General features: G+C 75.1%; 8 protein-coding genes. 5 read left to right on the top strand and 3 right to left on the bottom strand.

Going from position 1 to position 12210, the window contains the following annotated elements; genetic code table 11:
• Positions 1–45 precede the first annotated feature (45 nt).
• From OG295_RS28725 to OG295_RS28715, 3 genes are all read left to right on the top strand, one after another.
• Entirely contained in the window at positions 46–1413 is a 1368-nt protein-coding gene (locus OG295_RS28725) for an NtaA/DmoA family FMN-dependent monooxygenase (RefSeq protein WP_371679511.1), read from the top strand.
• Positions 1414–1424: 11 nt separating this feature from the next.
• Positions 1425–2549 (top strand): LLM class flavin-dependent oxidoreductase, encoded by a 1125-nt coding sequence (locus OG295_RS28720; protein WP_371679510.1) that lies wholly within the window; start codon positions 1425–1427, stop codon positions 2547–2549.
• 97 nt (positions 2550–2646) lie between these two features.
• Entirely contained in the window at positions 2647–2943 is a 297-nt protein-coding gene (locus OG295_RS28715; RefSeq protein WP_371679509.1) for a WhiB family transcriptional regulator, read from the top strand.
• An 11-nt stretch (positions 2944–2954) separates the two neighbouring features.
• On the opposite strand, the gene OG295_RS28710 is transcribed toward OG295_RS28715, so the two are convergent.
• The 3 genes from OG295_RS28710 to OG295_RS28700 form a co-directional block, all read right to left on the bottom strand.
• Positions 2955–7571: a hypothetical protein gene (locus OG295_RS28710; protein WP_371679508.1), complete on the bottom strand. Its 4617-nt coding sequence runs from the start codon at positions 7569–7571 to the stop codon at positions 2955–2957.
• A gap of 159 nt (positions 7572–7730) precedes the next feature.
• A complete protein-coding gene (locus OG295_RS28705) occupies positions 7731–8177 on the bottom strand; it encodes an Lrp/AsnC family transcriptional regulator (protein WP_030234152.1) in 447 nt (148 codons plus the stop codon).
• Between the two features lie 10 nt (positions 8178–8187).
• Positions 8188–9657, bottom strand: a complete 1470-nt coding sequence (locus tag OG295_RS28700) for an amino acid permease (protein WP_371679507.1) — start codon at positions 9655–9657, stop codon at positions 8188–8190.
• A 353-nt stretch (positions 9658–10010) separates the two neighbouring features.
• On the opposite strand from OG295_RS28700, the gene OG295_RS28695 reads away from it, so the two are divergent.
• Both OG295_RS28695 and OG295_RS28690 read left to right on the top strand, forming a co-directional pair.
• Positions 10011–11030 (top strand): GDSL-type esterase/lipase family protein, encoded by a 1020-nt coding sequence (locus tag OG295_RS28695; RefSeq protein WP_371679506.1) that lies wholly within the window; start codon positions 10011–10013, stop codon positions 11028–11030.
• A 117-nt stretch (positions 11031–11147) separates the two neighbouring features.
• Complete coding sequence (locus OG295_RS28690; protein ID WP_371681340.1) at positions 11148–12119, top strand: SCO0930 family lipoprotein; 972 nt, start codon at positions 11148–11150, stop codon at positions 12117–12119.
• Positions 12120–12210 lie beyond the last annotated feature (91 nt).

The following is a 12210-nucleotide window of genomic DNA, read 5'->3' as shown; positions in this document are numbered from 1 at the left end:
ACGGGCCACCACGTACCGGCCACGACCCGGAGGACACGTACCACCATGGGCAAACCCCTCAAGCAGATCCATCTGGCCGCGCACTTCCCCGGGGTCAACAACACCACCGTGTGGAGTCACCCGGAGGCCGGCAGCCACATCGACTTCGACTCCTTCGTCCACTTCGCGCGGACCGCCGAACGCGCCCGCTTCGACTTCCTCTTCCTCGCCGAGGGACTGCGGCTGCGCGAACAGGGCGGCCGGATCTACGACCTGGACGTGGTCGGCCGGCCCGACACCTTCACGGTGCTCTCCGCCCTCGCCGCCGTGACCGGGCACCTGGGCCTGACCGGCACCATCAACTCCACCTTCAACGAGCCCTACGAGGTGGCCCGCCAGTTCGCCACCCTCGACCACCTGTCGGGCGGCCGGGCCGCCTGGAACGTGGTGACGTCCTGGGACGCCTTCACCGGCGAGAACTTCCGGCGCGGCGGCTTCCTGCCGCGCGAGGAACGCTACGGGCGGGCACGCGAGTTCCTGGCCACCGCCCACGAACTGTTCGACTCCTGGGACGGGGGAGAGATCCTCGCCGACCCGGCGTCGGGGGTCTTCCTGCGGGACGCGGGCGCGGGCGCCTTCGTCCACCGGGGCGAACAGTTCGACATCTCGGGGCGGTTCAACGTGCCGCGCAGCCCCCAGGGCCGCCCGGTGATCTTCCAGGCGGGCGATTCGGACGAGGGCCGGGAGTTCGCCGCGGCCGACGCCGACGCCATCTTCAGCCGGTACGCCACGCTGGAGGAGGGCCGGGCCTTCTACTCCGACGTCAAGGGCCGGCTCGCCCGGTACGGCCGCACCCCGGACCGGCTGAAGATCCTGCCCGCGGCCACCTTCGTCCTCGGTGACACCGACGCCGACGCCCGGGAACTGGCCCGCGAGGTACGCCTCGCACAGGTCAGCGGGGCCACGGCGATCACCTACCTGGAGCACGTCTGGAACCGTGACCTGTCCGCGTACGACCCGGACGGTCCGCTCCCCGAGATCGATCCCGTCCCCGGGGAGAACACCGTGGCGAGCGGCCGGGCCAGTGTGCGGATGTTCCGCGATCCGCAGGCCACCGCCCGGGAGTGGCGGGAGCTGGCCGCCGCCCGGAAGCTGTCGATCCGGGAGCTGGTGATCGAGACGACCGGACGGCAGACCTTCATCGGCTCGCCCGCCACCGTCGCCACCGCGATCGACGACCTGGTCCAGCAGGACGCGGCCGACGGTTTCATCCTCGTCCCGCACCTGACGCCCGGCGGCCTGGACGGCTTCGCCGACACCGTCGTCCCGCTGCTCCAGGAGCGGGGGGTCTTCCGGCGCGAGTACTCCGGCCCCACCCTGCGCGACCACCTGGGCCTGGCCGCGCCGCGGATCCCGGCCCCCACCGGCCCCTGAAGAGGAGCACCGTGTCCCGTACCCCCCTCGGGGTCCTCGACCTCGTCCCCGTCCCGTCCGGCTCCACCGCCGCCGAGGCGCTGCACCACACGGTCGCCCTCGCCCGGCAGGCCGAGCGGCTCGGCTACGCCCGCTACTGGTTCGCCGAGCACCACCTGAACCCGGGGGTCGCCGGGACCTCGCCCGCCGTGCTGCTGGCGCTGACCGCCTCGGCCACCTCCACGATCCGGATCGGGTCGGGGGCCGTGCAGCTGGGCCACCGCACCGCGCTGTCGACGGTGGAGGAGTTCGGGCTGATCGACGCCCTGCACCCGGGCCGCCTCGACCTGGGCCTGGGCCGCTCGGCCGGCCGTCCGCCGCGGCCCGCGCCGGACGCGGCCCCGCCCTTCGAGGGGTGGACGCCGGGCGGGCTGCGGATACCGCCCCGGTTCTCCTTCGCCCACCTCCTCGGGCACCCGCGCGTGGCCCTCCAGCAGCGGTTGCTGAACCTGCCGGGGGCCCGCCCGCAGGACTACGCCGAGCAGGTGGGCGACGTACTGGCCCTGCTGCGCGGCGAGTACCGCTCCCCGGAGGGGGTGGAGGCGCACGCCGTCCCCGGTGAGGGGGCCGACGTCCAGGTGTGGATCCTGGGCAGCAGCGGCGGGCAGAGCGCGGAGGCGGCCGGCGCGAACGGGCTGCGCTTCGCCGCGAACTACCACGTGAGCCCGGCGAGCGTGCTGGAGGCGGCGGAGGCCTACCGGGCCGCCTTCAAGCCGTCCGCCGCGCTGGACCGGCCGTACCTGACGGTGTCCGCGGACGTGGTGGTGGCCCCGGACGACGCCGAGGCCCGGGAGCTGGCCGCCGGGTACGCCCCCTGGGTGCGCAGCATCCGTACGGCCGAGGGCGCGATCCCCTTCCCCTCGCCGCGGGAGGCGCGGGAGCTGGTGGCCGGGTGGTCGGCGGCCGATCACGCGCTGGTCGCCGACCGGGTGGAGACCCAGTTCACGGGGTCGCCGGCGACCGTCGCGGACCACCTGGAGCGGCTGCGGGAGGCCACCGGCGCGGACGAGCTGCTGATCACGACGATCACGCACGCGCCCGCCGACCGGGTGCGCTCGTACCGGCTGCTGGCCGAGGAGTGGGCCCGGCGCCCTTGACCGGTGCCGGACGGAGACGGTCCGCGCCGCCGGGTTTCGCGGGGCCGCTCCCGGTCAGACGCGGGAGGAGCCACGAAACCTACGGAAGGGAACTGCCGTGAACGACGTCTCCCGTCTGCCCGGCGCCGCGCACCACCACTGGCAGTGGCAGGCACGGGCCGCCTGCCGGGGCCTGGGCCCGGGCAGGTTCTTCCACCCCGCCGGAGAGCGGGGCGATGAGCGCGAAGACCGGGACGAGGCCGCGAAGCGGGTGTGCCAGGGCTGTCCGGTGCGGGCGGCCTGCCTGGAGCACGCGCTGCGCACCCGGGAGCCCTTCGGGGTGTGGGGCGGGCTGACGGAGGAGGAGCGGCGGCGGCTGCTGTCCGGCGCCGCCGCCCGGACCGTGTCGGTGTAGCACCGGGCCCGTTACCGGCGCGCCTCCTCCCAGGCCCGGGCGAACAGTTCGTGCGGGGGCATCGGGGCCAGCAGCCGCAGCGTCATCGCGTACAGGTTCCTGCTCCCGGCCCACGCCAGGTGGCCGGCCAGTTTGGCCTTCTCCAGCGGAAGGTGCGGGGCCTTCAGGTCCGCCCAGTCGCCGGGGAGGAAAGCGGTGCGGCCCGCGCGGGCCCGCTTGCCGCTCTCCACGGCCCCCGCCGCGACGAGTTCGGCCTGGGCCGCCTTGTGCCGGGCGGCCGTCCAGCCGTTCCAGCGCCGGACGGCCCGGTCGGTGGGCCGGGCGAGCGCGAGCAGCTGGAGGTGGAGGGCGGCGGCGTCCGCGCCGACGCCGAGGGTCCGGGCGACCTCGGCCACCAGGTCGGGGGCGCTGAGCGAGGGGTCGGTCTCGTAGCCGCCCTCGGGCACGGGGGTGTCCGCGGCACGGGCGGCGAGCCGGTCGAGTCCGTCCAGGAGCCGGACGGTGCGCGGCAGGTCGTCGAGGATCCAGGCCGGTGCCCGGGCTCCGCACGTCGCGGCGGCCCGTTCCGCTCCGCCCAGGGCGGTGAGGGCGGCGGCCCGCAGGAAGGTCGCGCCCGAGGGGGCCGCGACCAGCAGGGTCCCGTCGTCGTACACGGTGTCGGGTACGGCGCCCTCCTCCATCGGCGTCGGGCCGGGCAGGACCGTCCCCCGGTACGGGGCGAAGGCCGGGTCGGCGCTCACCGCGCGCCCCAGGCCGGGCAGCAGTCCGAGGGGGATCAGTGCTCCGGGGCCCGCGAGCTGTTCCCGCAGCCGGCGGTGCAGGAGCAGGGCCCCGTGGCGGGCGGGATCCCCGACGGGGCGTTCGGTCAGCGCCCAGGCGATCACGGAGGCGGCCGTCCGGTGGGCGGGCTCCGAGGGGGCCACCCAGCGGCCGGCGGTGCCGTCCGGTGCGGCGTACCGCAGTTCCAGGACGCCGCGGCGGCCCCGGGTGAGGAGGAAGCCGTCCTCGCCGAAGGGGTCGCCCTGCGGGGCGCGTCCGGCGGGCAGGCTCCGGGCCCAGCTCTCGTGCAGGCCCAGCTCGGCCTCCAGGGCGGAGGCCAGTTCCTCGTCGGTGGGCTCCTCGGCGCCGAGGAGCCCGTTCCAGGCGGCGGCCATCCTTTCGGCGGCGGCGGTGGTCCCGGCGGGTTCCCACAGTTCGGCGGGGTCCTGCGGGAGGCCGGCGGCGAGGACCGCCCGGCGTCCGGCCGGGCCCAGTGCCCGGCGGAGCCCGTCGTAGGTGGAGACCATGGCCTTGGTCGCCTTGTACGGGGGCCCGCCCAGCAGGCGCTGGTGCTCGTCGTGGCGGTCGCGGCCCGGGAACCCGGCGAGGACCAGGGCCGCGACGGGGCCGCGTACGCCGGTGAGCCGGGCGAAGGTCTCGCGGGCGGCGGGGGACGCCTTCAGCGGTCCCCGCTCGGCGAGCAGTTCCAGCAGCCGGGGCAGGCGGGCGGTGTCGTCCGCGTCGACGGTGGGGGTCTCGCAGTCCTCGGCGCCGTCGGGCGCGGGGTCGGCGGCCCGCTGGAGGAACCATTCCCCGCCGCCGTCGGCGGCGGCCGAGGAGAGGGGGTGCCCGGCGGAGCGGACGGCGGCCAGGGCCTCCGGGGCCGCGCGGCCGGTGCGCCAGGTGCCGCCCGGTTCTGCGAAGGGCTGACCGCTCCAGGTCTCCAGCAGGGCCGCGAGGGCCGCGCGCTCCCCGGCGGGGGTGGTGGCGGCGCAGGCCCGCCAGGCGACGGCGCCGATCCGGCCCACGAGCGGCTGCCAGGGCGCGTGGTCGGCGGGCAGGGCCAGCAGGCGGGCCTCCTCGTCGATCTCCCCGCGCAGGTGGCGGCCGTCGGCGGCGACGGCGGTGAGCAGGGCGGGCTGCGGCTGGGGCTCGGGGCTGCCGTGGTAGCGGCGCTGGTCGGGCAGCAGTCCGTACAGGGCGGGGGTGAGTTCGGTGTCGGGCACTTCGGTGCGCAGCGACACGGCCGGTTCGGCGCGCAGGAGGCCGACGCGGCGGGACAGGGCCCGGCGGCGGCGCAGGACGTCGGCGGCGCGGTGGGCGGCGCGGGCGACGCCTTCGGCGATCCGCGGTTCGAGCGCACCGGGGAGCGCGGGGGCCGGGTCGCCGCGCAGGGCGGCGTCGAGGAGGTCCCGTACGGCGGGGCCGGCGACGGCGCGCAGGGCGCGTGAGGAGGTTTCGTCGCGGGGGGTCAGGAAGTGCCAGAACGCGGGCGGCGGGACGGGGCCCGCGCCGTCGCCGAAGCCGGGGGTGCGGCGGCGGTCGGAGCCGGGGAAGCCGTGGACCTGCCAGAGCAGGGAGTTGTCCTCGGCGGAGTGGCAGCGGACGGTCTCCTGGCCCGCGAGGACCGCGTCCTCGCCGCCCTCGGGCATGCGCAGGATCGCCCAGGGCCGGCGGCCCAGGCGGCGGCTGCGGTAGGAGGCGGTGCGGCCGTCGGTGCCCTGGAGGAGGAACTCGCGGGGCGAGGGGCCGGCGTAGGGGGTGTGGTGGAGGACGCGGAAGCCGACGAGGCGGCCGTCCTGTCCGAGCGGGGAGGCGGGGGCGTCCGGGGGCAGCGCGGCGAGGGACTGCACGTCCCCGAAGAGCCGGGTGCCGGGCGGGGGTTCGGCGGCGGTGTGGAAGGCGGGCGGGGTGCGGTCGGTGCCGCGTTCCCCGGTGGCGGGGTCGACGCGGGTCCAGCTGCCCCAGGAGCAGAAGGTGTCGGCGCTCCAGAAGCGGTGGCCGTCGCTCATCTGGACGTCCTGGGAACCGATGCCCTCGCGTCCGCCGGCGCTCAGGACGCTCTGGCCGTCGTGGCGGCCGGTGCCGTCGGGGGTGGCGAACTGGTAGCCGAGGCCGCCCTGGATCATGCCGCCGTAGCGGCGCATGCCGTACGTCTGCTCGGGCTCGAAGACCTCCTCGGGGCGGTCGGTCCAGAAGGCCCGGTCGGGGAAGCCGCTCTTGGGGGCGGTGCTCCAGGCGACGAGGAACCGTCCGCCGATGTGGTGCACGGTGAGCGCGGGCGCCGCGGCCCCGGCCGGGGCGCCCCCTTCCGTACCGGGCACCCGGAAGGTGCAGGCGCCGCGCCGGCCGGCGTGGTCGACGGCGAAGGCGCGGTCCGGGCCGTAGACGGTGAGGACGGGCCAGGTGCTGGTCACCCCGACGACCCGGTCGGGGCCGCCCAGCTCGGCGACGGCCTCCTCCAGGGCGGGCCAGCCGTACTCCTCAGGCAGCCCCGCGCGCAGGGCACGGCCGAGGGGGCCGGTGAGGTCCAGGGCGGCCAGCGCCTCCTCGATGCCGTCCAGGGCGCGGGCGGTGGGGCGGTCCAGCAGTCCGTGGAGCTCGTCGACGGCCTCGTCGGCGGCGGCGAGGCCGCCGCCGCGCAGGGCGTCGAGGAGGGCTTCGACCCGGCCGTGCACCTCGGCGGCGATGCCCGCGTTGCGCGGGAGGCGGGTGATGGCGCTGCCGGCGGTGCGCAGGGCCTGGTGGACGGTGCCCTCCAGGCGGGGGCCGAAGACGGGGTCCGCGGCCAGGGCCTTGAGGTCGCGCCGGGAGCCGCCGTCCCAGAACACCAGCTCGACGGCGGGGCCGGGGTCCTCGACGGCGATGCCCTCGGCGAGGCAGGCGTCGAGCAGGTCGGCGTCGAGGCCGGGGTAGCGGTAGCGGTCCTCGTGCAGGCGCAGCGGGGCGGCGGCGCGCAGCCGGGGTGCCCAGCGGGTCAGCAGCTCGAAGAGTTCGGCGGGCATGGGCTGGCGCATGACGCCGCTGCCGGAGCGGCCGTGGCCGAAGCGGTGGGTGTAGCGCGCGAACCAGCCGCCGGGGCCGCCCTCGGGGACGATCCGCCCGGCCGCGGCGGCGTCGGCGGCCCCGCAGGCCAGGAGCAGCCGCAGCCAGGCGCTCGCGTCGCCGCGGCTCTCGGGGAACAGGTCGAGGAGCAGGGCGGCGGTGTCGTCGGCCGGGGGGTGCGCGGTCAGCAGCGGGGTGGCGGCGTCGAGCAGCCGGTCCGGGACGTCCTTGCCGGGGCCGGCGCCGAGCAGGGTGCCCAGCAGGCGGGCCTCCTCGGCGGTGTCGGCTCCGGCGGCGCGGACGGACAGCCGCAGGCGGCGGGCCAGGTCGGCGGGGGGTTCCCCGGGCGAGGCGGCCCACGCCTCCAGGAAGCGTACGAACTCCTCGTGCGCGGCCCGGGGGCCCAGGGTGGCGGCGAGCCAGGTCTGGTGGGTCCCGATGGCGGTGGCGGGGAGGGCTCCGGCGCGGGCGAAGAGCAGGGTGTTGGCCCGGTGCCAGTCGGGGTCGACGGGGAGCCGGTGGGTCTGCTCGGCCTTGCGGGCGAGGGCGTGGGCACGGGCGGCGGAGCGCCGGTGCCAGGGGATCAGCCGGTGCCCGACGGTGTCCCAGAACCAGGGCAGGTGGGCGGGTTCCAGGGCCCGGACCCGCCGCTCCAGGCCGTCCACGTACCGGCCGGGCTTCTCGTAGGCGGTGTGGAGGGTGGAGAGGGCCTCCGCGAAGACCGCGGCGGCCTCCGCGGCCCGGGCGGGATCGTGGGCCGCGGCCCAGTCCGGGTAGACGGTCGAGCGGTGCGGATCGGCCGGCGACAGGATCTGGATCTTCATGCGCCGATCCTGGCACGCCCCTGTGACAGCCCCGGCCCCGTCCTTTCCCGCTGCGGGTAAGGACCTCGTGCCCCGCCCCCGCAGCCCGCACGGGGAGGCTGAGCCGAAGGGGCGCGCCCCTGAGAGCACGGCATCAGCGCCCCGGAGGCGAAGCCTCCCCTAAACAGAGGTGAAGCGGCGCAGCAGCGGGGAGAGGACCAGGACCGACTTGGTGCGTTCCACGAAGGGCTCGCCCGCGATGCGTTCCAGCACCCGCTCGAAGTGGCGCATGTCCGAGGCGAAGACCTGGACGAGGGCGTCCGCGTCGCCGGTGACGGTCGACGCGGACACCACCTCGGGGTACCGCTCCAACCCTCGCCGGATGTCGTCCGGCGAGGTGTTGTGGCGACAGTAGATCTCGATGAAGCCCTCGGTCTCCCAGCCCATCGCGGCCGGGTCCACGCGGACCGTGAAGCCGGTGATGGCGCCCTCGGCGCGCAGCCGGTCGACGCGCCGCTTGACGGCGGGGGCGGAGAGGCCGACCTCGGAGCCGATGTCCGCGTAGGAGCGGCGGGCGTCCTCGGCCAAGGCGTGCACGATGCGTTCGTCGAGATCGTTCAGTCGCACTGCGGGTGGATCACTTTTCTGCTGTGGCCACTTCTTCCGTGGCCAGGCGGGAGCGGCGGATGCCGTAGGTGAAGTACACCACGAGGCCGACGGCCATCCAGCCACCGAAGACGAGCCAGGTGGGGGTATCGAGGCTGAACATCATGTAGGCGCAGGCGAGGAAGCCGAGGATCGGCGTGACCGGGAAGAGCGCCACCTTGAAGGTGCGCGGCATGTCCGGCTTGGTGCGGCGCAGGATGATGACGGCGACGTTGACCAGGCCGAAGGCGAAGAGGGTGCCGATGCTGGTGGCGTCGGCGAGCTTGCCCAGCGGGATGAAGGCCGCGAGGAGGCCGCAGAAGACGGAGACGATGACGACGTTGGCGCGGGGGGCGCCGGTCTTCTCGTCGACCTTCGCGAAGACCTTGGGGACGAGGCCGTCGCGGGACATCGCGAAGAGGATGCGGGTCTGGCCGTAGAGGACCGCGAAGACCACGGAGAAGATCGCGATCACGGCGCCGGCGGCGAGGATGACGCCCCAGAAGCTGTGGCCGGTGACGTCGGTCATGATCTGGGCGAGCGCGGCCTCGGTGCCCGCGAAGTCCTGCCACGGCATGGCGCCGACGGCGACGAAGGCGACGAGGACGTAGAGGACGGTGACGATGCCCAGCGAGAGCATGATCGCGCGCGGCAGGTCCTTCTTCGGGTTCTTCGCTTCCTCACCGGCGGTGGAGGCGGCGTCGAAGCCGATGTAGGAGAAGAAGAGTGTGGAGGCCGCGGCGCTGATGCCGGTGACGCCGAGCGGGGCGAGCGGGGTGTAGTTGCCGGACTTGATGCCCATGACGCCGATGCCGATGAAGAGCAGCAGCGTGACGATCTTCACGGCGACCATGATCGAGTTGACGGTGGCGCTCTCCTTGGCGCCGCGCATCAGGAAGACCATGGAGAGCAGGACGACGACCAGCGCCGGCAGGTTGATGAACCCGTCCTCGCCCAGCGGTGCGGAGACCGCCCCGGGGATGGTGACCCCGATGGTCCCGTCGAGGAGCTCGTTGAGGTACTGGCCCCAGCCGACGGCCACGGCCGCGACGGAGACGGCGTACTCCAGGACGAGGCACCAGCCGCAGATCCAGGCTATGAGCTCGCCCATGGTGGCGTAGGCGTACGAGTACGAGGAGCCGGAGACCGGCACGGAGCCGGCCAGCTCCGCGTAGGACAGGGCCGAGAACAGCGCGGTCAGGCCCGCGATGATGAAGGAGATCGTGACGGCCGGGCCGGCCTTGGGGGCGGCGGTGCCGAGGACGACGAAGATGCCGGTGCCCAGGGTGGCGCCGATGCTGATCATCGTCAGCTGCCACATGGTGAGCGAGCGGCGCAGCGTGCCGCCCTCGCCCTGGCCGCCCTCGGCGACCAGGCGCTCCACCGGCTTGCGGCGGAGCAGGGGGTGCGCGGGCTTGCGGGGCTCGGACGTGAGCGGTGGCGCCTGGCCGTGGTCGAGCACGAAGGGACTCCTTTGACACTGCGGATGGGGACTGTCAGGCGTCGGCCGCAGCGGTCCGGAGCAGTTGTCAGGCAGGGATGAACCCTGTCTGGGCATGGGGGGACCGCCGAGCAGGCGGTCCGCGCCACTCCACGTACAGCGAGTGAGCCTACGAGCTGAGTGATACCGCCCGTAATGCACCATCCTTGCACATTGGCGAACGATCATTGCGCGGATCTGTCCGGGATGGCCGTTTGTTGCGCACAGATGATCGATCACTGCGCAGCCCTCCCTCGACCCCCTTTCTTGACACGGCGTCAGACATGCCGCAGCGTGCCCCGTGGTTCCCCCTGTCCGACGATCGGAGGCGAAGAGTGAAGCCGACGCAGACGGAGTCCGACGAGCGGTGGCTGGATCCCGGACCGTTCCTGCGCGGGGTCGCCTGGCTGCACGAGGGGCGCCCCGTGCGCGCCGACCCGGCCGACACGATGCGACTGCCCTGGGACACCGGAGAGCGCGCCACCCTTCCCATAGGGGTGCGTCTGGAGTTCACCGCCGGGTCCGCGCACGCCGTGGAGATCCGCTACCGGGCCACCGTGCCGGGCCCCACCGACGCGCTGCGCGACCTCGCGCACGGCTTCGCCCTGTGGAACCGCCACGGCCGGATCACCGAGGTCTTCACCGAGCCCGCCGCCGAGTCCGTCGTACGCGTCCCGCTGCCCCGCGGCGGCGGCCCCTTCACCCTGCACCCGCCCGAGGCCCAGTCCCCCGCGGTCCTGGGCCTGCGCGGGATCGGCGGCCCCCTCGCACCCGCCCCCCGGAACCCGCGCTGGGTGGTGCACGGCGACTCCATCACCGAGGGCTGGTGGTCCACCCGGCCCGCCCACGGCTGGCCCGCCGTCGCGGGCCGGGCACTGGGCTGGGACACGGTCAACCTCGGCTACGCGGGAGCGGCCCGCGGGGAACTCGCCACCGCCGAGCAGCTCGCCGCCCTCCCCGCCGACGTCCTCACCCTCGCCTTCGGCACGAACTGCTGGTCCCGGGTGCCCTTCACCGCCCCCCTCCTCTACGAGACCACCCGCACGTTCCTCGACCTGATCCGCCAGGGCCATCCCCGCACCCCCCTGCTGCTGCTCTCCCCGGTGCTGCGCCCCGACGCCGAACGCACCCCCAACCGCCTCGGCGCGACCCTGGGCGCCCTGCGGGACGCCATGGAACGGGCCACCCGCGACCGGATCGCCGCCGGGGACGGCCGGCTCGTCCTGCTGCCGGGCCGTGACCTGCTGGGACCCGAGCACCTCGCGGACGGACTGCACCCCGACGACGAGGGACACCGGATCCTCGGCCTCGCTGTGGCCACGGCCGCCCGGCGGGCCGGGTTCGACGGCGTGTGAGTGAAACAGGTCACAGCCGTCCCGCTGAACGGAACGCTCCCGCCGCCCCGTGTCCTGCACAAGTTGCCGATCCTCCGGTGACGGACTCGGCGGACACCACACGTGGGAGAGAACGACATGGGCATCAAGCGCGGAACTTCCCTGGCGGCGGTCGCAGTCGTCGTCACCCTCGCGGCGACGGCCTGCGGCGGGTACGACAAGGCGGCCGACGCGACCAAGCCGGCCGGTGCCGTCGCCGACGCCCAGGCGCCCGCCGCCGACCCCTACGGCAACGACAAGCCCGCCCAGGACGCGGCGGCCACCGGGGCCAAGGCCGGCGGGCAGCTGGCGATCGCCTCCACCGACCAGCTGGGCTCGGTCCTCACCGACAGCGCGGGCTTCACCCTCTACCGCTTCGACAAGGACACCGCCAAGCCGCCCGCCTCCAACTGCGAGGGCGACTGCGCCAAGGCCTGGCCCGCGGTCCCGGCGGGCGACGCGACCGCCGCCGCGGGCATGGACCCCGCCGTGCTGGGCGAGGTGGTCCGCAAGGACGGCAGCAAGCAGCTGACGGTGGCCGGCTGGCCCGCGTACCGCTTCGCCAAGGACACCAAGGCGGGCGACCTGAACGGGCAGGGTGTCGGCGGCACCTGGTTCGCCCTGGCCGCCGACGGCAAGAAGGCCGCGAAGCCCGCCGCGGGCGCCGGGGCCGGAGCGGGGACGGGAGCGGGCGCGGGCGCCGGCCAGGCCGCGGGCGCCCTGACCGTGGCCAAGGACCCCAAGCTCGGCGAGCACATCGTCGACGGCAACGGCATGACCGTCTACCGCTTCAAGCCCGACACCGCCTGGCCGATGGTCTCCAAGTGCGAGGGCGACTGCGTCGCCAAGTGGCCGGTCGTCCCGCCGGTCGACAAGGCCAACGCCAAGGGCATCGTCGAGAAGAACTACCTGGTCCTCGACCGGCCCGACGGCAAGAAGCAGCAGACCGTGAACTGCTGGCCCGTCTACACCTTCACCGGTGACAAGAAGGCCGGCGACACCAACGGCCAGGGCGTGGGCGGCACCTGGTACGCCGTCGCCCCCGACGGCAAGCTCATCACGGTCCAGTAGCCCCCGCCCCCGCCCCTCGCCACGCCCCCCCACTCCCGATCCGCGCGGTCCCCGCCCCCCTCCCCCCGGGCGGGGGCCGCGCGCCGTTTCC

The organism is Streptomyces sp. NBC_01276 (assembly GCF_041435355.1).
In the GTDB taxonomy this organism is placed as follows: Bacteria; Actinomycetota; Actinomycetes; order Streptomycetales; family Streptomycetaceae; genus Streptomyces.
This window is presented reverse-complemented; position numbering and strand designations above follow the sequence as displayed.